Source organism: Variovorax sp. 10L426, from assembly GCF_056395305.1.
In genome coordinates this window covers 61,978-83,390 of the sequence record NZ_JBFTJF010000010.1, presented here as the reverse complement: position 1 = coordinate 83,390, position 21,413 = coordinate 61,978, and the positions used below count along the sequence as shown (strand labels likewise).

Genomic DNA, 21,413 nt, shown 5'->3' with positions numbered 1-21,413 from the left:
CGGTGTTTCACCAACGGGCCTGGCTTTGCCGGCCGAGATCAATGAGCAGTGACTTTTTTCCCCACGCATCGCGCGTCGTGACCCACATATGTGGGCGGCTACACGAAGTGAGCCAACCTGGGGGCGAGTAAAAACATGAACAGATATCCGGTCTGGAAGTACGCGATCATCGTGATCGTGCTGCTCGTGGGGCTGATTTACGCCCTGCCCAATTTCTTCGGCGAGGCGCCTGCGGTGCAGGTGTCGGCGGCCAAGTCGACCGTCAAGGTCGACGCCAGCACCCAGACCCGGGTCGCGGAGGCGCTCAAGGCCGCCGGCCTCGCGCCCGACCTGTTGACGCTCGACGCCACTTCCGTGCGTGCGCGTTTCACCAACACCGACGACCAGCTCAAGGCGCGGGACGTCCTCCAGCACGCGCTGGTGCCGGATCCGAGCGAGCCGCCCTACGTCGTCGCGCTCAACCTGCTTTCGCGCTCGCCGTCCTGGCTATCGGCGCTGCACGCCTTTCCGATGTATCTGGGCCTCGACCTTCGTGGTGGTGTCGACTTCCTGCTGCAGGTCGACATGAAGGGCGCCATGGACAAGAAGGCCGAATCCTTCGCGAGTGACATTCGGACGGGGCTGCGCGACAAGAGCGTGCGCGGCACGTCGGTCACGCGCGTCGACCAGACCATCGACATGCGATTCCGCGACACTGCCGGTCTGCAAGCGGCCAAGGCCCTGTTGCAGGACCAGTTCCCCGATCTCACGACGGTCGAGAGCCAGGAAGGCACCGACTTCAAGCTTGTCGCCTCCATCAAGCCGGAGGCCGCGCGGCGCCTGCAGGACGCGGCGCTCAAGCAGAACATCACGACGCTGCACAACCGGATCAATGAGCTCGGCGTGGCAGAACCGGTGATCCAGCAGCAGGGGCTGGACCGCATCGTGGTGCAGTTGCCCGGCGTGCAGGACACGGCCAAGGCCAAGGACATCCTGGGCCGCACCGCCACCCTCGAAATGCGCCTCGTCGACGAGAGCGCCGAGGGCCGCGCGGCCGAAATGGGCACGGGGCCGGTGCCTTTCGGCTCCGAGAAATTCCTCGATCGCCAGGGCCGCGCCGTGATCGTCAAGAAGCAGGTGCTGGTGACGGGCGAGAACCTCACCGATGCGCAACCCGGCTTCGACTCGCAGACGCAGCAACCCAAGGTCGACCTGACGATGGACGCGAAGGGCGGCCGCATCATGCGCGACGTCAGCCGCGAGAACTATCGCAAGCGCATGGCGATGCTGATCTTCGAAAAGGGCAAGGGCGAAGTGCTGACGGCGCCCTCGATCAACGGCGAACTGGGCAACCGCTTCCAGATCTCGGGTTCGATGAGCGTCGTCGAAGCCAACGACCTCGCGCTGCTGCTGCGCGCCGGTTCGCTCGCTGCGCCGATGGAGATCATCCAGGAACGCACGATCGGTCCGAGCCTGGGCGCCGACAACATCAAGAAGGGCTTCGACAGCGTGATGTACGGCTTCATCGCCATCATGGTGTTCATGTGCCTCTACTACGCGCTCTTCGGCGTGTTCTCGTCGATCGCACTGGCGGTCAACCTGTTGTTGCTGGTGGCGGTCCTTTCGATGCTGCAGGCCACGCTGACCTTGCCCGGTATCGCGGCCATGGCGCTCGCGATCGGCGTGGCGATCGACTCCAACGTGCTGATCAATGAACGGATCCGCGAGGAACTGCGCGGCGGGGCCACGCCGCAGGCGGCGATCCATTCGGGCTATGACCGCGCGTGGGGCACGATTCTCGACTCCAACGTGACCACGCTGATCGCGGGCATTGCCCTGCTGGCCTTCGGTTCAGGACCGATCCGCGGCTTCGCCGTCGTGCATTGCATCGGCATCGTCACATCGATGTTCTCCGCCGTGTTCTTCTCGCGCGGGCTCGTCAACTTCTGGTACGGCAGCAAGAAGAAGCTCAAGACCCTGTCGATCGGCACCGTCTGGAAGCCGGGCAATCAGGTCGTGCACGACGCGAAATAAGAGAGACAGAAAATGGAGTTCTTCCGAATCCACAGGACCATCCCGTTCATGCGCCACGCGCTGGTGCTGAACGCGATCTCCCTCATCACCTTCTTGCTGGCGGTGTTCTTCCTGTTCCATCGCGGCCTGCACCTGTCGGTGGAGTTCACGGGCGGCACGGTGATGGAGGTCGCCTACCAGCAGTCGGTCGATGTCGGCAAGGTGCGCGAGACCATCTCCAAGCTCGGCTACGCGGACGTGCAGGTGCAGAACTTCGGCACCTCGCGCGACGTCCAGATCCGCCTGCCGGTACAAAAGGGCCAGACCTCGGCCCAGCAGAGCACCCAGGTCATGGACGCCCTCAAGGCGGTCGATCCGTCGGCAACGCTGCGCGGCACCGAATTCGTCGGGCCGCAGGTCGGCGAAGAGTTGACCACCAACGGCCTCAAGGCGCTGGGCATGGTGGTGGTCGGCATCATGATCTACCTGGCCTTCCGCTTCGAATGGAAGTTCGCCCTCGCGACCGTGCTGGCCAACCTGCACGATGTGGTGATCATCCTGGGCTTCTTCGCCTTCTTCCAGTGGGAGTTCTCGCTGGCGGTGCTTGCGGCGGTGCTGGCGGTGCTGGGCTACTCGGTCAACGAGTCCGTGGTCATTTTTGACCGGGTCCGCGAGAACTTCCGTCGTTATCGCAAGATGACCACCCGCGAGGTCATCGACAACGCGATCACGTCCACGATCAGCCGAACCATCATCACCCACGGTTCGACCCAGCTCGTGGTGCTCTCGATGTTCTTCTTCGGCGGTCCCACGCTGCACTACTTTGCGCTGGCGCTGACCATCGGGATTCTGTTCGGCATTTATTCGTCAGCCTTCGTGGCGGCCGCCATTGCCATGTGGCTGGGCGTGAAGCGCGAGGATCTGGTGAAGGGGCCGATCAAGCGGGAAGGGGACCCGGACGATCCGAATGCCGGCGCGACCGTGTGAGCTGTCAACTTTTCGGCCCGGCACGTGTGTTGCGTTGGGGTTGCCGAGCATTGCCGGCTCTTGTGCGGTTACGTTTCCCGATGCAAGCTCGCGTGATTGCCCAATCGAATTAATTGCCGTCCTGTTCATCCATGCCCACGCGGTCCCACGCTTCTTCCCTCCAACTTTCCCGCGAAACGCGCGAGCTTTTCGTTGCCGCCACCGAGGGGGTGATCGAGCCGGTGGCCCATGCGATCCGGGAGCGGCTGGTTGCGCTGGCTGCACAAGTCGGCAATGCGCGCGACATGCAGGAGAACCGCGACGGATTCCTGGCGTTCCAGGCGAACGGCTCGAACTGGGTGAAGGAGTCGCAGGCCGCCTGGCGAAAGGCGCTGGCCAGCAGCAGCCCGACCGGAACGGCGTCCAATTCCCTCTCGCGCCTCGAGTTGATTGGCGACGAAGTGGTCGAAACCGGGATCCTTTCGTCGCGGCTCGCGCAGTCCATCCAGGACAAGGCCAATTTCGAACTCAATGACCTGCGCTTGCGGATCCAGCACCTGGAAGGGACCCATGAGCTCGATGCCAAGGACATCCTGAAACCCGAGGCCTTGGCCAAGGTGCTGGTCGACAAATGGCTGGCCGTGGGTTTGAGCCGCGAACTGTGGGGCAAGGTCCAGGATCAGGTGCAGTCGCACATGGTCGATACCGTCGTCAAGGCCTACAAGGATGCCAACGCCTTCCTCGTCGGGAAGGACGTGATGCCCGAGATCGACCTCAAGAGCTTTGTCCGGCGAACAGGCTCGGTCAGTTCGGGCGCCGCCGCTCTTGGCGGCAGCTTCGCTCATGCCGCCAGCGCGCCGATGGGTATTGCGGGGCAACAACAAGCCCAGCCCGTGCGTGGCGGCTTCGGCGCACCGCCAGGGAGTTTCGCGCCGGCCGCGATCGGTGTCGGCATGGGCCGCGGTGCAAGCGGGCAGGGACTGCCCGGCGGCGACACGATGCTCGTGACCGGCGGCTCGCCGCTGCTGATGGCCCGTCAGCGCGCGCAGGGCGTCCTGCTCAATCTCAAGCGATTCGTGACGGCTCGCATCGGCGGTGACATCGCGCAGCAGCGCCTGGCGGCCGGGGGCGAAATGGTGGGTGGCGGCGGGGTCGGCGCCATGGGCGGCGGCGTCGGCGGCGGCGCACCGGCCTTCGCTGCGGCCATCGCAGATGCGGAAGCAGCCTACCAAGTCGCGTCCTCGCAGTACGTCGTGGGCGATCAGGCCGCTGCCGTTCACAACGCCTCGAACGAGCTTCGGCGGCGCAGCACCGAGCTGAAGAAGAAGGCGCCGACGACGGCGGACAAGGCGACCGTGGAGATCGTGGCGCTGATGTTCCAGGCCATCCTCGCCGAGGAGCGCATTCCTTTCTCGGCGCGTGTGTGGTTCGCGCGGCTCCAGATGCCCGTCCTGCGCGTGGCCATCGCCGAGCCCGAGTTCTTCGGCACCCTGCAGCATCCGGCCCGCATGTTGATCGACCGCATGGGTTCGTGCGTGATGGGCTTCGACGCGGCCGCCATTTCCGGCAGCGCCTTGGAAGGCGAGATCCGCCGTGTCGTGCAGGTGATCGAGCAATATCCGGAAACCGGCCAGCGCGTGTTCAAGCTGGTGTTCGACGAATTCGTCGCCTTCCTCAACAAGTACCTCACGCAGAGCGACACCACCCAGAAGGTGATGAGCGTGGCACAGCAGGTCGAGCAGAAGGAGACGATGGCGATCCAGTACACCATCGAGTTGCGCAAGATGCTCAACGACATGCCGGTACGCGAGGAGATCCGCGAATTCCTGTTCAAGGTCTGGGCCGAAGTGCTGGCCATCGCGGCCCTGCGCTACGGGCCGCAGGACGAGCAGACGGTGACACTGAAGCGCTCCGCCTCCGATCTTGTGTGGGCCGCAAGCGCCAAGCCGAACCGCAACGACCGCACCCGCGTGATCCAGGATCTTCCCAAGCTGCTCCAACGCCTGCGCCAGGGCATGACGCTGCTGGGCATCGTCGGTGACCCCCAGGAAGCGCACATCAAGACCATCGGCGCGACCCTGTCCGATGCCTTCATGTCAAAGACCGAAGCCATCCCCCAGGCAAAGATCGAGGCCATGGCCAAGCGGCTCGCCAACCTTGAAGATTTCGTATCTGACGAAAGTGCGACCGACCTGCCCCTGGACGCCGCGAGCATCGAACTCCTGCTCGGCGTCGACGCCGCCTCGATCGAGGTGGTGCCCGACACCGGCACCAAGGTCAGCGAGGACATGCTCGCCTGGGCGCACGAACTCCAGGTCGGCAACTGGTTCATGCTCGACCACAACGACCGCGTGAGCCAAGTCCAATTCGTCTGGCGCAGCGACCGCAAGCAACTGCACCTCTTCGCCTCCAGCGACGGTCGCAGCTTCCTGATCCAGGTCGGAAGGCTAGCGTCTTACCTCCAGGCAGGCCTCCTGGTCCCCGCCGAAGAGGAAACCCTAACGGTGCGCGCAACCCGCGAAGCCCTGGCCAAGCTAGACGCCAACCCCGAACGCCTATTGAACTAGGCGGTTCCGCCCGCGGCCGACGAAGTCAGCCCCGTTCGTGAAACACCGCGGAACCGGCTTAGCCGGGCCGCTGGTGTTGCCCCCGGTAGGGGGTGGGCGCCCGACACGAAGTGCGGGCAACCTGGGGGCGAGCTCAGTCAATGCGCCACGCGCGAACTACTGTCGTCGCACAGTTCGTCAAGCACCAGCGCATCGGGCTCGACGCCGGTGCTCCAATGCACCATCAGCACGATGATCTTGAGTTCGTCGAGCGACAGTGGCTCGCTTGGGGTCGCCATCGCGCGTTCGATCACGATCTCGCGCATGCCGGCAGGCAGGACGCCGGCCGATTCCAGAAAGCTGATGAAGCCCAGGCATTCGGCGCCGATGTGCGTCTGCTCGACGCTCGAATAGACCCGAATCGATCCCGGGGACGGGGCCATCACGTCATCGCTCCGGCTTCGAATGCTCACGGTGGCGGTGGCCCTGTCGGCATGCCTGCTGAGTTGGATACCCTGGGTCGCGAGACTCAGTCCGTCGAGCCATTGCAGCGCATCGCGGATCTCTTCGGCATCGAAGCCTTGCGCGCTGAGCTTGCGCCCCAATTGCTCGGGCTCGGGGCACGCGTCGCCGCGCCAGTAGTTTTCGTAGACAAACACAAGCACTTCGAACATGGGTTCAATATAGCCCACCCGGGCTCTCAAAAGTTGCGTCAACACGACGACATGCAGGCAGCCCAGCGGCTCAAGCAGCGGCGACGCGCTGGAACAACCCTCCAGGCAGGCGGGCGACGCGCCCGTCCAGTTCAAGTTCGAGCAATCGAGCCTGAAGCTCCGCAGCGCTGTAGCCTGTGCGGGCGCAGAGCGCATCGAGGCTCACCGGATCGAAGCCCATTTCGCCCAGCAGACCGGATTCGCCACCGTCCGCAGGTTCCGCGTGAAGCGTTGGCTGGGGGGATGTCCCGGATGAAGGCGCCGGCGATGCATCGAAGCGCAATTCTTCGAGCACATCGCCAACGGACTCGACCAGCTTCGCGCCCTGTCGGATGAGCGCATGGCAGCCGCGCGACTGCGGTGAATGGATCGACCCCGGTATCGCGAACACCTCCCTGCCCTGTTCCGCCGCGAGCCGTGCAGTGATCAGCGAGCCCGATCGAAGGGCAGCCTCCACCACCAGCGTGCCGCGCGACAGGCCGGCGATGATGCGATTGCGCTTGGGGAAGTTCTGGTTGAGCGGCGGTGTTCCTAACGAATACTCGCTCACGATCAGGCCCTGGGCCGCGATGCGATGCGCGAGTTCGCGATGCCGGGCAGGGTAGACGCGATCCAGCCCGGTTCCCACCACCGCAACGGTTGCCAGCCGGTCAGGTCCGCCGCTCGCCTCCAGCGCGCCTGTGTGCGCAGCGCCATCGACACCCAGCGCGAGGCCGGACACAACCGTGATGCCCGCTTCGCCGAAGGCTCGCGCGAAAGCGCGCGCGTTCTCCGCGCCCTGGGCCGTGGGGTTGCGGCTGCCAACCATGGCAATGCTGCGATCGAGTTGCGTCAGGTCGAATTGCGGTGCGCCCAGCAGGTAGAGCATCAACGGCGGATCGGCCATTTCCAGCAGCGACGCCGGATAGCCCGCATCGCCCAGGGTCAGGATGCGTCTGGTCGCACCTTGACTGTCGGTGTGCTGCAGCCATTCGAGCGTCTTGTCGAGGAGCGCAGGCAGTTCCGCCGGCTCCCGAAGCAGCGCTTGCACTTGCGCCTCTGTCGCGACCTGCTGCAGCGCGCCCGGCGTCTGCCGGAAGACCTCGGCAGGCAGGCCGAAAGCCGCGAGCAGCCTCCGGCCCGCTGTACTGCCGATGCCCGGCGTCAGCGATAGCCTCAGCCAGCTTGCTAGCTCTTCACGCTCCACGCGAAAGCAAAGCGACCATCAGGGGTTGACCAGCAGGTCGCCCGGCTTCGGCGCGTCGCTGATCTCGAGCACCAATGCGTAGGAGGCCTTTTCGAATGGGCGGAACACCATCAGCAGGCCGATGCGCTCATTCGGCAGCTTCACGACTTGCTTTCCGGAGTAGGTGGTGTTGGACGCGCGATCGACGACGGTTTCGCCGTTCTTGAGGATCGCAAGCACATGACCGGCTTCGATGCCGTCGCGTGTGCCCTTGTTGATCACCACCACCTGGTTCTGCGCCACGTACTGCACGGCATTGCCGTACACCGAGACGATGCGCCCGTTGATCACCTGTTCCGGTGCGCGCGGTGCATAGCTCATCAGCTGGCGTTGCGGCTCCGGCAGGAGACGGTCGCCGGCGCGCATTTCCTCGCGTGCCGCAACGATGTCGATGGTCGCCGGGACGACATTCGTGACTTCCTTGCCCTCGACCAGTTGGCCTTCGATCGATTGACTGCGCATGAGCTGCGCCCTGCCGAGGTACGCCGCTTCATAGCCGAGGAGTTCGCCCGTGGCGGGGTCGTTCAGCGGCGTCGCGTTGCGGAAGATACGGAAGGTCTGGATCGGGCCGGGCTGCTCGATCAGTGCCGAATTGGCGTCGCCCAGTGCATAGGCACGGTCGCCGCGGGCCAGGAGCACGCGGCTGTCGTTGCCGGCCACGATGTGCGGCGCAGTGTTGAGCGTGTCCTGGTCGATGATGATCGGCTCGCTCAGGTAAGGCTCGATCAGGCTCGGATTGAGCGTCGGCAGCGCCATGCCCGACAGCGATTCGTACCGTGTGCGCGGCGACAGTTTGACGGTCCCATTGGGGGCGCCGCCACGGCGTGTGCTCAGACGGGCACGGCCGCCGGTCTTGTCGAGATAAAGCACCTGGCCCGGGTAGATCCGATGCGGGTTCGAGATCTCGCTGATATTCATGCCCCAGAGCTCGGGCCAGCGCCACGGACTGCGCAGGTAGAGACGGGAAATCGCCCAGAGCGTGTCGCCGGGCTTGACGGTGTATTCGTCGGGCGCATTGGGGGCCAGCTCGCTGACCGGAATTCCGGCCTGGGCGGTTTGCTGGGCGGTGGCGCGCTGTTGCGGTGTGATCGGATAGGTTTGCGCGGAAGCCGTCGTGACGCCCGTGCCGATGGCGGCGAGGGCTGTCAAGGTGGCGAAAAGGCTGGGACGCAGGTGTTCGTTGATTCGGAATTTATTCATGGTTGATGGTGTGCACACACTGCGCCACGCAGAACGTACGAATCCTCACAATTTGCTACGAATTTTGCGCTGAAGCCCTAGATTGGGCAATGTATATCCCCCGTCTCACATTCGCGCGTCGCGGAAATGGCGAAAATAGCGACAACTTTTCCTCGCTTTCATGGCAAAACGAACCATTTTGAGTTACCCCGATGCGCGGTTGCATACGGTGGCCAAACCGGTGCAGGGTGTCGATGCCCGCATCAAGACCCTGGTCGCCGACATGCTGGAGACGATGTACGACGCCAACGGCATCGGCCTCGCCGCCACGCAGATCGATGTGCATGAGCGCCTGGTCGTGATCGACGTGTCGGAAGAACGCGACAAGCCTGTCGTCCTGATCAACCCGGAGATCGTCTGGGCCAGCGACGACAAGATCATCAACGAAGAAGGCTGCCTGTCCGTGCCGGGCATCTACGACGGAGTCGAGCGTTCCACCGCGGTGCGCGTGACGGCGCTCGACACCGAGGGCGAGTTGCAGACCATCGAGGCCGAAGGCCTGCTGGCTGTCTGCATCCAGCATGAACTCGATCACCTGCTCGGCAAGGTGTTCGTCGAATATCTGTCGCCCTTGAAGCGCAATCGCATCAAGAGCAAGTTGCTCAAGCAGCAACGCGAAGACCAGAAGCTCGACCAGCGCGAAGGGCGGCGTTGATCATGAATCGTCGATGGCTATTGGCCGCAGCATTGACGACGGCCTTGGCCGGTTGCGCAAGCGATCCGACACGGACTGCATTGGGAACGCCGCGGGCCCAGGTGCTGCAGCAAGTGGGCACGCCCACGGCGACCTATCCCTTGCCGGATGGCGGTGAACGGTTGCAATACTCGCGCGCGCCGATGGGATTCGAGGTGTCCAACATCGACGTGGACGCGAGCGGAAAAGTCGTTTCCGTGCGGCAGGAGCTTTTCGAAGGACTGTTCGGCAGCACCATCAAGCCCGGTGTCTGGCGAGAGGCCGACATACTGCGCACCTACGGGCGGCCTTACGAAATCACGCGCGTGACCTCCTTCGACGGCAACGTGTGGAGTTGGCGCTACAAGCACATCAATCAACGGCGCCTTCTCTATATCTACGTCAGTCCGGACGGCGTGGTCGATCACTACAACGTCGGCGACGAGTTTTTCCGAGACCAGATCGGCGTCGGCCGGTGAGCGCCACATGAAGGTCGCGTTCGCGGGTACGCCCGACTTCGCCCGCGTCGCGCTGGAGGCGATTGCAGCGGAGCCCGGGTTCGAGATCGTCCTGACGTTGACCCAGCCCGACCGCCCGGCGGGCCGCGGCATGAAACTGCAAGCTTCGCCGGTCAAGCAGTTCGCGGTCAGCCGCGGTTGGCCGGTAGCGCAGCCGCGCAGCCTGCGGCTCGACGGCAAGTATCCCGACGATGCCTCGGCAGCGCGCGATGCCGTCGCCTGCGCGAAAGCCGACGTGATGGTCGTCGCCGCTTACGGGCTCATCCTTCCCCAGTGGGTGCTGGATGCGCCGCGGCTCGGCTGCCTCAACATTCACGCGAGCCTGCTGCCGCGATGGCGCGGCGCTGCGCCGATCCATCGGGCGATCGAGGCGGGCGATGCCGAGACCGGCGTCACCATCATGCAGATGGACGCCGGCCTCGACACCGGCGACATGCTGCTGCGCGAATCGACCCCCATCGGCGACGACACGACCGCGCGGCTGCACGACCGGCTCGCTGCAATGGGCGGTCGCCTGATCGTGGAAGCCTTGAAGCAGGCCGACGCCGGAACGCTCCACGCCGAGCCCCAGCCGTCTGAAGGCGTGACCTACGCGCACAAGGTCGAGAAGAGCGAGGCGCAGGTGGCGTGGTCGCTGGATGCGGCCACGATCGTGCGTCGCATCCGAGCCTTCGATCCTTTCCCCGGTGCGAGCAGCACGCTGGATGGCGAGACCGTCAAGCTCTGGGCGGCGGAGGCCCGAGGCGAGGCTGCCGACGAGCCGCCGGGCACGGTCCGCGCGGTCTCGTCCACCGGCATCCTCGTCGCCGCCAAGGATTCCGTCGTCGTCATTTCCGAACTGCAGCGTGCCGGTGGCAAGCGCCTACCTGTCGCCGAATTCCTGCGCGGCTTCGATGTGAAGCCCGGGCAGGTTTTCGGCTGATGTTCCTCTCAAAATCCATCCGCCGTCAGCCGGAGTTCCGCGAGGGCCTGCGCGACATGCTGCCGGTCGCCCTCGGCATCGGCGCCTGGGGCCTCATGACCGGCGTGGCAATGCTCCAGGCGGGCATGAGCCTGTTCGAGTCGATCGCGATGACGGTCCTCGTCTACGCCGGAAGCTCGCAACTCGCGGCCATTCCGCTGCTGATCGCAGGCGCACCGGCCTGGGTGGTCCTGGCCACGAGCTTCTGCGTCAATCTGCGTTTCGTGGTCTTCAGCCTGCATCTGCGGCCCTACCTCATGCACATGCCGCGCTGGCGCCGCATGACGCACGGCTATCTCACCGCCGACATGAGCTATGCGCTGTTTACCCGCAAGTACGCGCGCCCGCCCGAGTCCGAAGCCGAGCAGCGCGGGCAGGAGGCTTACCTCACCGGCAACTATTGCGTGACCTGGGTGTCGTGGATGGGCCTGAGCCTTCTCGGCATCTTCCTGGCGAACATGATTCCGCCGACCTGGGGCCTGGGCTTCGCCGGCGTGCTGAGCCTGGTCGCGATCGTGTGCTCGATGGCCACGACGCGTCTGCGCATACTGGCCGTGCTGATCGCGGGTGTCACCGCGGTGGCGGCGTATGCATTGCCGCTCAAGCTCAACATCGTCGCCGGCATCGGCGTTGCGGTGCTGCTGTGCTTCTGGCTCGAGAAGCAGTTCGGACTCGACCCTGACGCGGAGGACGACAAGTGAACCTGGCGAACCTGGGCGGGGGCCAGACCGATCTGTGGACGCTCGGCGTGATCGTCGGCATGGCCGGCGTCACGGTGCTGACCCGCTGCTTCTTCTTCATCCTCGACCGCCCCTGGGGCCTGCCGGAATGGGCGCATCGGGCGTTGCACTATGCACCCGCGGCCGCGCTCGCCGCGGTGATCGTTCCCGAGATCGTGATGACGCAAGGCCATCTGACCTCGACCCTGCATGACGCCAGGCTTTACGGCGCCGTGGCCGGCACCGCCTATTTCTTCTGGCGGCGCGGCGTGCTGGGGACGATGCTGGCGGGCATGGCGGTCTATCTGCCGTTGCATCTCGGATTGGGCTGGTAGCGCGGCGATCTCAGTCGAGCTGCACGCCCGAGGTCTTGATGACTTGTCCCCATCTGGCACTCTCGGCACGCGCGAGCTTGTAGAAGCCCTGCGGCGTTCCGGGGAGCGCCTCGAAGCCGAAGTCCGAGAACAGCTTCACCACCTTCGGCGCCTGCATGGCCTTGTTCAGCTCACTGTTGAGCCGGTTGACGACATCCGGGGGCATGCCGGCCGGACCGATCAGCCCGTGGAAGGCATAGGCGTTGACGTCCTTGAAGCCCAGTTCCGAAAAGGTCGGCACATCGGGCAGCGCGCGTGCGCGCTGCGGCAACGCGATCGCCAGCACGCGGACCTTGCCGGACCGGATGATCGGAAGGCCGGAGGCGAGGTCCAACATCATGGTTTGCACCTGGCCGCCCATGATGTCGTTCATTGCGGGTGCGGCGCCCTTGTAGGGGACGTGCTGGATGCTGAGGCCCGCCTTCTGCTTGAAAAGCTCCATGGCCATGTGGTGCGGCGAACCGCTGCCCGGCGAGGCATAGCTGACCGAGTCGGGGTGGGCCTTCACGTAGCTCACGAATTCGGCGACCGTCTTCGCCGGGAAGTCCGGATGCACCACGAGTGCCACCGGAAAGCGGCCGATGGTTCCGATGTACGTGAAGTCGGTCGCCGGCTTGTAGGGCAGCTTCACGAACATGTATTCGTTGAAGAGCAGTGCCGCGTTCTCGGCCTGCATGATCGTGTAGCCGTCGGGCTTGCTCTGCATCATCACCGACACGCCGATGTTGGTCGACGCACCCGGGCGGTTGTCGACGACGATCGGCTGGCCCAGCGAAGGCTGCATCGCCTCCGACAGCGTGCGCGCAAGGTTGTCGGTGCCTCCGCCGGCGGCGTAGGGGACGATCAGGCGAATGGGCTGGTTGGGGTAGGTGGACTGCGCGGCTGCATGGCCGGCTGCCGCCATCGCGAACCCCGCGATGAACAGTTGGAAGATGCGTTTCAGGCGATTCATCGGTCTTGTCTCCGTCATGATGTGATGTGTTGAATGCGGCAATCAGCCGCGCAGCGTCTGCCAGAGCTCGCGGTCGCGCTCGGCGGTCCAGATGACCGGATGCTCGATGCCGCGCAGCTCGTCGTAGGCGCGTGATACGTCGAAGGGCAGCACGTGCTGGAAGACGGGCCAGTCGCCGAAGCGCGGTTTCATTGCTTGCTCGGCGCGCTCGAAGCAGCCGCGAAGGCTGTCGCCCGCGTCGATGCCGGAACGCACGCTGGCGATCAAGGTCGAGAGGAAAGCCTTGGTGAGTTCGATCGCCTCGGCGCACGCTGCCGTGCCTTTCACCACCGCGCCGCGACCGGGCACCAGCACCTCGGGCTTCAGCGCAGCAACGGCCTCCAGCGTGCCCGCCCAATCCTGGATGTAGGCGTCGCCGGCATACACGCCGCAGCGGTTCTCGACGACGTCGCCGGAGAACAGCACGCCGCAGTCGGGCAGCCACGCGACGGTGTCGCCGCCCGAGTGGCCGCGGCCGAGGCACATCAGCCGCACTTCGCGCCGCCCGAGCCACAGGCTCATTTCGCGCTCGAAGCTCATCGTCGGCACCGTGAGGCCGGGAATCTCCTCGACGCCGGCAAAGAGGCGCGGAAAGCGCCCGACCTCCGAATCGAAGTCGGCCTGGCCGCGCTCATGCACCCAGTCGAGCGTGCCCTTGCTGGCGACGATGGCCTGTACATCGTCGAAGGCGCTGGCGCCCATGACGCGGACGGCGTGGTAGTGCGTCAGCACGATGAACTTGATCGGCTTGTCGGTGACGGTGCGGATGTCGGCCAGGAAGTCGCGCGCCATGCGCGGTGTGGGCCGGGTGTCGATCAGCACCACGTGGTCATCGCCGACGATGAAGCCGCAGTTGGGATCGAAGTCGCTGATGTAGCCGTACACGCTGGGCGCAAGCTCGCGCAACTGCGGCTTCTGCTCGCGGGTATCGGAGGCGGAGGCGAAGGAAGCGGATGTGTTCATGCGGGGCTTTGTGAGTTGTTTGGGGAGGCATCGCCGCTTTCGCGCGCGGCGGCGATGCAGTCCAGCAGCACGGCCTGGTCGCCGCACTGGTTGGCCAGCAGCAGGACGAGGCGGGCGTTGAAATCGGCGCTCTGCGCCTCGGTCAGCCCTTCCTGGGCACTGACCCAAGCTGCGTAGAAGCCGTCGGGATCGGGGATGTGGGGTTCGGTGATCATGGTTTTTTGCGTTTCAGCGATGCGCCAGCGCGGCGTGGACGGTGGCTGCGATCGATGCCGGCGTGGGCTCTTCCAGCAAGGCGGCGCGATAGGCATCGGGGCGCACGAGGCACAGGCTGCCGGGCATGGCGTTGCCGAGGTGACGCGCCAGTGCCTCGTCGGGCTGCAGCGTGGGCAGTCCGCTGTCTCCGCCAACGGCCACGAGGCGCAGCGGCAACGACGCGACGGCGTCGGTCAGCGCTTCAGCCTGCGCGCGCGTCGGCGCGAACCAGAGGCCGAGGCATTGCGTGCCGTCGGCCAGCAGTTCCATCAGCGTGGTTGGCGTGCCGTCGCGATCGCGCAACGGCAGGTTCTGCACGGTCCGTCCGCCGTAGGGCAAATGAGGTCCGGCGGGATATTCATTGGCCACCGACATGCGACCCGTATTCACCAGCGCACGGGCGAAAGCATGGCGCGACGCGAGCGCGACCACCGCGCGCCGTAGCGTGTGTTCGGCTGGCGATCGCGGCGCAAGGAAGCGCGCCGAGCGACTGGTGACGCGCAGGTTCTCCGCCGCCGCGGGGCGGCGTTCCGCATCGTAGGTATCGAGCAGCGCGTCGCCGGCGTGGCCCTGCACGACCAGCGCCAGTTTCCAGCCGAGGTTGGCCGCGTCCTGGATGCCGCTGTTGCCGCCGCGCGCGCCGAAGGGGCTCACGACGTGCGCGGAGTCGCCGATGAAGAGGATGCGCCCGTGGCGGAAGTTGTCGAGCAGGTGGTCCCGGTAGCCATACGGCCCGATCCACACGAATTCGAATTCCACGCCCGGCCCGAGTTGTTCGCGCAGCCGCGCGCCGGCCACTTCGGGCTTGCTGATGTAGGCCGTGTCGCAGTCTTCGGGCATCTGGTAGTCGATGCGCCAGACGCCGTCTCCCATCAGGTGCTGCCAGACCGCGCGGCCTTCATTGAAGGGCGCATCGACCCAGGTCCAGCGCTCGGTCGGCAGCGGCTTCTTGAAGCGTACGTCGCTGATGCACCAGCGGTCGGTGCTGCGCGACGGGTGCGCGTCGATGCCAAGCTGCGTGCGGATCGGGCTATTGGCGCCGGTGGCGTCGATGAGATGGTCAGCTTCGATCGTGTAGTTGCCCGCCGGAGTTTCGATGTCCAGGCGAACGCCGTCTGCGAGCGGCGTCACGTGCGTCACGCGGTGCTTCCAGCGCAGGTCGGTCTGGCCCAGTTCGAGGATGCGGTCGACCAGGAACCACTCGACGTAGAACTGCTGCAGATTGATGAAGGGCGGCTGCACCGAAATGCTGTCGGTCTTCAGGTTGAAGTTGTAGACCTCCTGCTCGCCGGAGAAGGTGCGGCCGAAAGACCAGGTGATGCCCTTGTCGGCGACGCGCTCGTAGATGCCGAGGCGCGCGAAGATCTCCAGGGACTTCTGCGCGTAGCAGATACCGCGCGACGAAGCGCCGCGCACGCCGACCGTGTCGTCCTCGTCCAGCAGCGCGGCGCGGACGCCGCGGCGGGCAAGGTCGCAGGCCAGCGTCAACCCCGCCGGGCCCGCGCCGACGATCACGATCGGATGGCGTGCGACGCTCTCATTGTTCAGTTCGGGCGGCGGCACGAACGGCCAGTGCGGCAATTCGTAGTCGGATGCGAAGGTGTAGCTTTCCATCGGTGTCTTCGGCCTGTTCAGAGTGCATGCGCCCATTCGGCGATCGCATCGGCGGCGCGCAGCACGAGTTCCGGCTGGCCCGCGAGGTAGTGGTTGCCGCCGACGATGTCGACATTGCGAATGCGCGCGCCGCCCGCCGCCATCCACGCATCGCGCGTGCTCGGGAACGTGGACTGGTCGCCGGTGTAGGTCAGCAGCAGCTTGGGCACCGTCGTTCGCGCGAGGTTCGAGGGACCGTCGGCCTGCGAGCGCGACGACCATTGCGACAGGAAGGCCGTCAATGAAGTGACGCGGCCCATCGCGTTGGCCGAATAGTTCACCTGCCGCGCATCGCCCCAGACGCTGCCCGCTGCGCGATCGTTCGTGTCGATCGACAAGTCCACGCAGCGCGGATCGGCGTGCGTGCGGTAGACGATGAAGGCCTGGTCGCGCGGCGCGCCCGGCGTGCTGCGCAACTGCCGCAGGCGCTCCAGCGCCCAATGCTCGATGCGGTCGAGGCGCGCCTTCTGCGCCGCGCTGAAGCGCGCGAGGAACTCGACGCTGTAGGGCATCTCGTGGCGCGCGTCGTACATGTCCAGCTCGGCGTCCACGGACATCGGGTCGTGTTCGTCGGTGACCGAGGGATCGATCCAGTCACGCATCAGCTTCGAGCGGCCCTGGTGCGCAGCGCACAGCGCGATGCCATCCACCGGCGGCAGGTCGTCGGAGTGCAGGTGCGTTGGGTCGCCGTCCGGAAAATGGTGCGCCGTGAGCTTCTCGGCCTGTGCCTGATAGAAGCTGGACAGCGCGGCGCCGCCCGAATTGCCGATCAGCATCACTTTCTCGTAGCCCGCCGCCCGCAGGAACTGCACGCCGGCGCCCAGGTCCTGGATCGCGCGTTCCATGAGCAGCACCGTGTCGTTGCCCATGTAGCGCGAGTTCAGGCCCATGCAGCAGATGCCGCGCTCGGCCAGCGGGCCGATCAGATAGTGGCCCATGAAATTGCTCGTGGGGTGCATCACGATGGCTGCGACCCTCTTCGGGCCGTTCGGCGCGCGGTAAGCGCCGTAGATGCGCGGGCGCAACATCTGCAAGCCCGATTGGCTCTCCAGCGCCGCGCCCGGCTTCACGTCGATGACCGCAAGTTGCAATTCAGCCATGCTTTGCCGCCTTTCGCAGTTCGGCCTTGCGCACCGTCCATGCGTCCAGTTCGGCACGGGCGCGGCGGGCATGCGCGTCCATCTCAGCCTTCGGCACCGTGGGTGTGGTGAGTTCGAGGCGGATGCCGTTCGGATCGAAGAAATAGATCGACTGGATGATGTGATGGTCGGTCGGCCCGAGCACTTCGACGCCCGCCGCTTCGAGCCGCGCCTTGGCCGCCATGAGCTCTGCCGCCGAATCGACGCGCAGCGCGAGGTGATTGACCCATGCCGGCGTATTGGGCGAAGGCAGTGCCGCGATATCGTCGCCGAGATCGAAGAACGCGATGGACGAACCATCGCGCATCTGGAAAAAGATGTGGACGTAGGGGCAGAACTCGCCGGTGCTCGGAACGTGGTCGCTCTTGATCACGTGGGTCAGCGGCAGGCCTAGCAGGTCCTCGTAGAAGCGGCGGGTTTCCTCGCTGTCGCGGCAGCGCCAGGCGAAGTGGTGAAGTCCCTGAACGGGCACGGGCGGCGGTGCGAGAGGCAAGGTCTCGGCGGGCATGATCGTCTCCAACTTGGGGGCTCAGGGGACGCATTGGGCCGTCGTTCTTCTTATGATTCAATCGAAATAAATTCATTGATTGATGAAATAGTGAAATGAATCTGACCCTTCGCCAGTTGCGCGCCTTTGCCGCGGTCGCCGAAACCGGCAGCTTCACCGCCGCCGCTGCGAGCCTGCATCTCACACAGTCGGCATTGAGCGTGCTGGTGCGCGAACTGGAACGCGAGATGGGCGTGCAGCTGTTCGACCGCCACACGCGGCGCGTGCAGCTCTCCGAGGCCGGCCGCGAGTTCCAGCCCTCGGTGCAGCGCCTGTTGGCCGACCTGGCCGGTGCGGTGGCCGGTGTGACCGATCTTCGCGACAAGAAGAAGGGGGTTCTGCGGCTCGCCGCGCCGCAGTTGATGGCCTGCACGCTGATGCCGCGCGTCATCGCCGCTTACCGCGCACGCCATCCGGACGTCGACGTGCGGCTGGCCGACACGCTGCCCGAGCATCTGCTGGACGGGGTGCTCTCGGGCGAGGTCGAGCTGGCCGTGGGGCAGGACGTCGCGGTCGACGCGGCGATCGAGCGCCGCACGCTGTTCCGCGACCGCCATTGGCTGATCTGCCCGCCCGACCATTCCTTTGCGCACCGCCGCAAGGTGCGTTGGCGCGAACTGGGGCCCTACACCTTCATCGCGCCGACGCGCGACTTCCGCCAGCGCGTGCTGCCCGAACTCGATGCCGATGCGCGCGAGTTCATGCTGCGCGCGACCACGCAGGAGGTGTCGTACATGACGACCGCGCTGGGCATGGTTGCTTCCGGACTGGGGCTGACGGTCTGCCCGACTTACTCCACATCGCTGGTGCGTGCGCACGGGCTGCAGATGGTGCGGCTCGACCAGCCCGACTTTCATCGCGAAGTCTGTGTGTATGGCGCATCCCGGCGCTCGCTTTCGCCGGCGGCGGCGAGCTTCGTGGAACTGCTGGAAGAGTTCGTGCGCAAACCGGGCCTGGGCGGTTGACGGCTGACATTCGTCTGAAAGGGACTGATACCTACAATGTCCGGTGCTGCCCGTCGAGGCACTTCCATCCGCATTTCATCTGCCTACTCCCATGAACGTTCTTCGATTCACCGACCTCTGTGCGCAAGGCAAGGTTGCCGGCCAGCGCGTGTTCATCCGAGCCGACCTCAACGTGCCGCAAGACGATGCGGGACGCATCACCGAAGACACGCGCATCCGCGCCTCGGTGCCGTGCATCCAGCAGGCGCTCGACGCCGGCGCCGCGGTGATGGTCACCTCGCACCTCGGCCGGCCGACCGAAGGCCAGTTCAAGCCGGAGGACTCGCTGGCGCCGGTCGCCAAGCGCCTGGGCGAACTGCTCGGACGTGAAGTGCCGCTGGTGTCCGACTGGGTCGACGGCGTGCAGGTCGCGCCCGGCCAGGTCGTGCTGCTCGAAAACTGCCGCCTCAACAAGGGCGAGAAAAAGAACGACGAGGCGCTTTCCCGCAAGCTCGCGGCACTGACCGACATCTACGTCAACGACGCCTTCGGCACCGCGCACCGTGCCGAGGCCACCACCTACGGCATCGCGCAGTTCGCCAAGATTGCTTGTGCGGGCCCGTTGCTGGCGGCCGAGATCGACGCGATCACCAAGGCGCTGGCTCAGCCGAAGCGGCCGCTGGTCGCGATCGTCGCGGGCTCCAAGGTCAGCACCAAGCTCACCATCCTGAAGAGCCTGGCCGACAAGGTCGACCAACTGATCGTGGGCGGCGGCATCGCCAATACCTTCATGCTGGCCTCGGGCCTCAAGATCGGCAAGTCGCTGGCCGAGCCCGATCTTCTGGATGAAGCCAAGGCCGTGATCGAGGCCATGCGCGCGCGCGGCGCCGCGGTGCCGATCCCGGTCGACGTCGTCACGGCCAAGACTTTCGCTGCCGATGCGCCCGCGACGGTGAAGGACGCGAGCGACGTGGCCGACGACGACCTGATCCTCGACATCGGCCCGAAGACGGCGGAACTGCTGGCCGCGCAATTGCGTGAAGCCGGCACCGTGGTCTGGAACGGCCCCGTGGGCGTGTTCGAGTTCGATGCCTTCGCCAATGGCACGAAGACGATCGCTCGCGCCATCGCCGACAGCAAGGCTTTCTCGATCGCCGGTGGCGGCGACACGCTGGCCGCCATCGCCAAATATGGCATCGAGGACAAGATCGGCTACATCTCGACCGGCGGCGGCGCTTTCCTGGAAGTGCTGGAAGGCAAGACGCTCCCCGCGTTCGAAATTCTCTCGAAACGAGCTGGATGAGGCTCGCCCCCAGGTTGGCTCACTTCGTGTAGCCGCCCACCCCCTGCCGGGGGCAACACCGGCGGCCCGGCCAAGCCGGTTCCGCGGTGTTCTGGAAAGGGGCGTCGTGATAAATCGCTGGCGGCTGACCGGCAAAGTGTATACAGTGCGGAATACAAACTGGAGACTTGAATGAGCACGCCAAGCCTGCGCCTTCCCCGACATGCCACCAAGATCGTCGCGACGCTGGGTCCGGCATCGAGTTCGCCCGATCTGCTGGAGCAGATGATCAACCACAAGGTCAGCGTAGTGCGGCTGAACTTCAGCCACGGAAGCGCGCAGGACCACATCAACCGTGCCGCGATGGTGCGAGAAGCAGCGCGCCGCACCGGCCGCGAGGTGGCGATCATGGCCGACCTGCAGGGGCCGAAGATCCGGGTCGGCAAGTTCGCCGAAGGAAAGGTCTGGCTGGAGCCGGGCGCGAAGTTCGTGCTCGACGCATCGCGTACCGAGCCGGGCGACATCGACGCCGTCGGCCTGGATTACAAGGACCTTCCGCGCGACGTGAAGCCCGGTGACAGCCTGCTGCTGAACGACGGCCTCATCGTGCTGACGGTCGATGCCGTCAAGGGTGATTCCGTCTACACCACGGTGCGACTGGGCGGCGAGCTCTCGAACAACAAGGGCATCAACAAGCAGGGCGGCGGCCTCACGGCGCCGGCGCTGACGGCCAAGGACATGGAAGACATCAAGACCGCGATGAGCTTCCAGGCTGACTATGTGGCCGTGAGCTTTCCGAAGAACGCCACCGACATGGAAATGGCGCGGCAGCTCTGCAACGTGGCGGCTGCGGAATTCGGCCACAAGCCCGGCATGATCGCCAAGATCGAGCGCGCCGAGGCAATCCCGAAGCTGGAGGAGATCCTGCGGGCCAGCGACGGCATCATGGTCGCGCGGGGTGACCTGGCCGTCGAGGTCGGCAACGCTGCCGTCCCGGCGCTGCAGAAGAAGATGATCCGCATGGCGCGTGAAATGGACAAGGTCGTCATCACCGCCACGCAGATGATGGAATCGATGATCACCAACCCGGTGCCGACGCGCGCCGAGGTCAGCGACGTTGCCAATGCAGTGCTCGACGGCACGGATGCCGTGATGCTTTCCGCCGAAACCGCTTCGGGCCGCTATCCGCTGGAAACCGTTCAGGAGATGAGCCGCATCTGCGAAGCCGCGGAGGCAGCGGAAGATCTGCAACTCGACGCCGACTTCAGCGGCCAGGCCTACAGCCGCATCGACCAGTCGATCGCCATGGGGGCGCTTTTTACGGCGCACCACCTGGGCGCCAAGGCGATCGTCGCGCTGACTGAATCGGGCTCCACACCGCTGTGGATGAGTCGCCACCGGGCGCATATCCCGATGTACGCACTGACATCGCGCCTCTCGACGCAGCGCAAGATGGCGCTCTACCGCAATGTGCGGCCGCTGCTGATGGATTCCGAGAGCGATCGCGACACGGCGCTCGAACAGGCCGAGGCCCATCTGAAGAAGCGCGGCATCGTGCAGACCGGCGATGTCTACGCGATCACCTGCGGCGAGCCGATGGGGGCGCCGGGTGGCACGAACATGCTCAAGATCTGTAGGGTCACTTGACTCGCCCCCAGGTTGGCTCACTTCGTGTAGCCGCCCACCCCCTACCGGGGGCAACACCGGCGGCCC

The 21,413-nt window shown here is 65.5% G+C and carries 20 protein-coding genes; 11 read left to right on the top strand and 9 right to left on the bottom strand.

The annotated features are described in order from the left end of the window. Positions 1 to 135: 135 nt before the first annotated feature. The 3 genes from secD to AC1DHL_RS16050 all read left to right on the top strand — a co-directional run bounded on the left by secD (position 136) and on the right by AC1DHL_RS16050 (position 5,525). Entirely contained in the window at positions 136 to 2,013 is a 1,878-nt protein-coding gene (secD, locus tag AC1DHL_RS16060) for a protein translocase subunit SecD (protein WP_478162589.1), read from the top strand. 12 nt (positions 2,014 to 2,025) lie between these two features. Further along, a complete protein-coding gene (gene secF / locus AC1DHL_RS16055; protein WP_478162588.1) occupies positions 2,026 to 2,979 on the top strand; it encodes a protein translocase subunit SecF in 954 nt (317 codons plus the stop codon). A gap of 131 nt (positions 2,980 to 3,110) precedes the next feature. Beyond that, positions 3,111 to 5,525, top strand: a complete 2,415-nt coding sequence (locus tag AC1DHL_RS16050; protein WP_478099876.1) for a DUF1631 family protein — start codon at positions 3,111 to 3,113, stop codon at positions 5,523 to 5,525. A gap of 137 nt (positions 5,526 to 5,662) precedes the next feature. On the opposite strand, the gene AC1DHL_RS16045 is transcribed toward AC1DHL_RS16050, so the two are convergent. The 3 genes from AC1DHL_RS16045 to AC1DHL_RS16035 form a co-directional block, all read right to left on the bottom strand. Continuing rightward, the gene (locus AC1DHL_RS16045) at positions 5,663 to 6,178 is read right to left on the bottom strand and encodes a Smg family protein (protein ID WP_478099878.1); all 516 of its coding nucleotides are present in this window, start codon (positions 6,176 to 6,178) and stop codon (positions 5,663 to 5,665) included. A 70-nt stretch (positions 6,179 to 6,248) separates the two neighbouring features. Next, entirely contained in the window at positions 6,249 to 7,403 is a 1,155-nt protein-coding gene (dprA, locus tag AC1DHL_RS16040; RefSeq protein WP_478099880.1) for a DNA-processing protein DprA, read from the bottom strand. 18 nt (positions 7,404 to 7,421) lie between these two features. After that, positions 7,422 to 8,642 (bottom strand): LysM peptidoglycan-binding domain-containing protein, encoded by a 1,221-nt coding sequence (locus AC1DHL_RS16035; RefSeq protein WP_478099882.1) that lies wholly within the window; start codon positions 8,640 to 8,642, stop codon positions 7,422 to 7,424. A 160-nt stretch (positions 8,643 to 8,802) separates the two neighbouring features. Here AC1DHL_RS16035 and def point away from each other — a divergent pair, with 160 nt between their 5' ends. The 5 genes from def to AC1DHL_RS16010 are packed head-to-tail and all read left to right on the top strand — an operon-like array spanning position 8,803 to position 11,887. Continuing rightward, positions 8,803 to 9,336: a peptide deformylase gene (gene def, locus AC1DHL_RS16030; RefSeq protein ID WP_478099884.1), complete on the top strand. Its 534-nt coding sequence runs from the start codon at positions 8,803 to 8,805 to the stop codon at positions 9,334 to 9,336. A gap of 2 nt (positions 9,337 to 9,338) precedes the next feature. Then, positions 9,339 to 9,833: a hypothetical protein gene (locus AC1DHL_RS16025; protein ID WP_478099886.1), complete on the top strand. Its 495-nt coding sequence runs from the start codon at positions 9,339 to 9,341 to the stop codon at positions 9,831 to 9,833. Positions 9,834 to 9,840: 7 nt separating this feature from the next. Then, on the top strand, positions 9,841 to 10,794 hold the full coding sequence (gene fmt / locus AC1DHL_RS16020; protein ID WP_478162587.1) for a methionyl-tRNA formyltransferase: 954 nt from the start codon (positions 9,841 to 9,843) through the stop codon (positions 10,792 to 10,794). Then, on the top strand, positions 10,794 to 11,534 hold the full coding sequence (locus AC1DHL_RS16015; RefSeq protein WP_478162586.1) for an AzlC family ABC transporter permease: 741 nt from the start codon (positions 10,794 to 10,796) through the stop codon (positions 11,532 to 11,534). The genes fmt and AC1DHL_RS16015 overlap by 1 nt, the downstream gene beginning before the upstream one ends. Continuing rightward, positions 11,531 to 11,887, top strand: a complete 357-nt coding sequence (locus tag AC1DHL_RS16010) for an AzlD domain-containing protein (protein WP_478099892.1) — start codon at positions 11,531 to 11,533, stop codon at positions 11,885 to 11,887. Before AC1DHL_RS16015 ends, AC1DHL_RS16010 begins: the two co-directional genes overlap by 4 nt. A gap of 10 nt (positions 11,888 to 11,897) precedes the next feature. Here the strand turns inward: AC1DHL_RS16010 and AC1DHL_RS16005 are convergent, their stop codons facing one another. Genes AC1DHL_RS16005 through AC1DHL_RS15980 form a run of 6 tightly spaced genes read right to left on the bottom strand, consistent with a single transcriptional unit; the run spans position 11,898 to position 17,435 of the window. After that, the gene (locus AC1DHL_RS16005; protein ID WP_478162585.1) at positions 11,898 to 12,878 is read right to left on the bottom strand and encodes a Bug family tripartite tricarboxylate transporter substrate binding protein; all 981 of its coding nucleotides are present in this window, start codon (positions 12,876 to 12,878) and stop codon (positions 11,898 to 11,900) included. Between the two features lie 42 nt (positions 12,879 to 12,920). After that, on the bottom strand, positions 12,921 to 13,880 hold the full coding sequence (locus AC1DHL_RS16000) for an MBL fold metallo-hydrolase (protein WP_478099896.1): 960 nt from the start codon (positions 13,878 to 13,880) through the stop codon (positions 12,921 to 12,923). Then, the gene (locus tag AC1DHL_RS15995; RefSeq protein WP_478099898.1) at positions 13,877 to 14,095 is read right to left on the bottom strand and encodes a DUF2783 domain-containing protein; all 219 of its coding nucleotides are present in this window, start codon (positions 14,093 to 14,095) and stop codon (positions 13,877 to 13,879) included. Before AC1DHL_RS15995 ends, AC1DHL_RS16000 begins: the two co-directional genes overlap by 4 nt. A 13-nt stretch (positions 14,096 to 14,108) precedes the next feature. Beyond that, positions 14,109 to 15,749: an FAD-dependent oxidoreductase gene (locus tag AC1DHL_RS15990; protein ID WP_478162584.1), complete on the bottom strand. Its 1,641-nt coding sequence runs from the start codon at positions 15,747 to 15,749 to the stop codon at positions 14,109 to 14,111. Positions 15,750 to 15,766: 17 nt separating this feature from the next. After that, positions 15,767 to 16,888, bottom strand: coding sequence for an alpha/beta hydrolase family protein (locus AC1DHL_RS15985; RefSeq protein WP_478162583.1), 1,122 nt, complete (start codon positions 16,886 to 16,888; stop codon positions 15,767 to 15,769). Further along, positions 16,881 to 17,435 carry a VOC family protein gene (locus tag AC1DHL_RS15980; RefSeq protein ID WP_478162582.1) on the bottom strand — a complete coding sequence of 185 codons (555 nt, stop codon included), beginning with the start codon at positions 17,433 to 17,435 and terminating at the stop codon, positions 16,881 to 16,883. The genes AC1DHL_RS15985 and AC1DHL_RS15980 overlap by 8 nt, the downstream gene beginning before the upstream one ends. A gap of 95 nt (positions 17,436 to 17,530) precedes the next feature. Here AC1DHL_RS15980 and AC1DHL_RS15975 point away from each other — a divergent pair, with 95 nt between their 5' ends. The 3 genes from AC1DHL_RS15975 (at position 17,531) to pyk (ending at position 21,347) form a co-directional block, all read left to right on the top strand. Beyond that, positions 17,531 to 18,439, top strand: a complete 909-nt coding sequence (locus AC1DHL_RS15975; RefSeq protein WP_478162581.1) for a LysR family transcriptional regulator — start codon at positions 17,531 to 17,533, stop codon at positions 18,437 to 18,439. A 91-nt stretch (positions 18,440 to 18,530) separates the two neighbouring features. Then, positions 18,531 to 19,721: a phosphoglycerate kinase gene (locus AC1DHL_RS15970; protein ID WP_478162580.1), complete on the top strand. Its 1,191-nt coding sequence runs from the start codon at positions 18,531 to 18,533 to the stop codon at positions 19,719 to 19,721. Positions 19,722 to 19,892: 171 nt separating this feature from the next. Beyond that, on the top strand, positions 19,893 to 21,347 hold the full coding sequence (gene pyk, locus AC1DHL_RS15965) for a pyruvate kinase (protein ID WP_478099909.1): 1,455 nt from the start codon (positions 19,893 to 19,895) through the stop codon (positions 21,345 to 21,347). The last annotated feature ends 66 nt before the right edge of the window (positions 21,348 to 21,413 follow it).

Bases quoted from the DNA above. Each gene is read 5' to 3' on its own strand.
- secD (WP_478162589.1), top strand. From the start codon at position 136: ATGAACAGATATCCGGTCTGGAAGTACGCGATCATCGTGATCGTGCTG.
- secF (WP_478162588.1), top strand. From the start codon at position 2,026: ATGGAGTTCTTCCGAATCCACAGGACCATCCCGTTCATGCGCCACGCG.
- AC1DHL_RS16050 (WP_478099876.1), top strand. From the start codon at position 3,111: ATGCCCACGCGGTCCCACGCTTCTTCCCTCCAACTTTCCCGCGAAACG.
- AC1DHL_RS16045 (WP_478099878.1), bottom strand. From the start codon at position 6,178: ATGTTCGAAGTGCTTGTGTTTGTCTACGAAAACTACTGGCGCGGCGAC.
- AC1DHL_RS16035 (WP_478099882.1), bottom strand. From the start codon at position 8,642: ATGAATAAATTCCGAATCAACGAACACCTGCGTCCCAGCCTTTTCGCC.
- def (WP_478099884.1), top strand. From the start codon at position 8,803: ATGGCAAAACGAACCATTTTGAGTTACCCCGATGCGCGGTTGCATACG.
- AC1DHL_RS16025 (WP_478099886.1), top strand. From the start codon at position 9,339: ATGAATCGTCGATGGCTATTGGCCGCAGCATTGACGACGGCCTTGGCC.
- fmt (WP_478162587.1), top strand. From the start codon at position 9,841: ATGAAGGTCGCGTTCGCGGGTACGCCCGACTTCGCCCGCGTCGCGCTG.
- AC1DHL_RS16015 (WP_478162586.1), top strand. From the start codon at position 10,794: ATGTTCCTCTCAAAATCCATCCGCCGTCAGCCGGAGTTCCGCGAGGGC.
- AC1DHL_RS16005 (WP_478162585.1), bottom strand. From the start codon at position 12,878: ATGAATCGCCTGAAACGCATCTTCCAACTGTTCATCGCGGGGTTCGCG.
- AC1DHL_RS16000 (WP_478099896.1), bottom strand. From the start codon at position 13,880: ATGAACACATCCGCTTCCTTCGCCTCCGCCTCCGATACCCGCGAGCAG.
- AC1DHL_RS15995 (WP_478099898.1), bottom strand. From the start codon at position 14,095: ATGATCACCGAACCCCACATCCCCGATCCCGACGGCTTCTACGCAGCT.
- AC1DHL_RS15990 (WP_478162584.1), bottom strand. From the start codon at position 15,749: ATGGAAAGCTACACCTTCGCATCCGACTACGAATTGCCGCACTGGCCG.
- AC1DHL_RS15985 (WP_478162583.1), bottom strand. From the start codon at position 16,888: ATGGCTGAATTGCAACTTGCGGTCATCGACGTGAAGCCGGGCGCGGCG.
- AC1DHL_RS15980 (WP_478162582.1), bottom strand. From the start codon at position 17,435: ATGCCCGCCGAGACCTTGCCTCTCGCACCGCCGCCCGTGCCCGTTCAG.
- AC1DHL_RS15975 (WP_478162581.1), top strand. From the start codon at position 17,531: ATGAATCTGACCCTTCGCCAGTTGCGCGCCTTTGCCGCGGTCGCCGAA.
- AC1DHL_RS15970 (WP_478162580.1), top strand. From the start codon at position 18,531: ATGAACGTTCTTCGATTCACCGACCTCTGTGCGCAAGGCAAGGTTGCC.
- pyk (WP_478099909.1), top strand. From the start codon at position 19,893: ATGAGCACGCCAAGCCTGCGCCTTCCCCGACATGCCACCAAGATCGTC.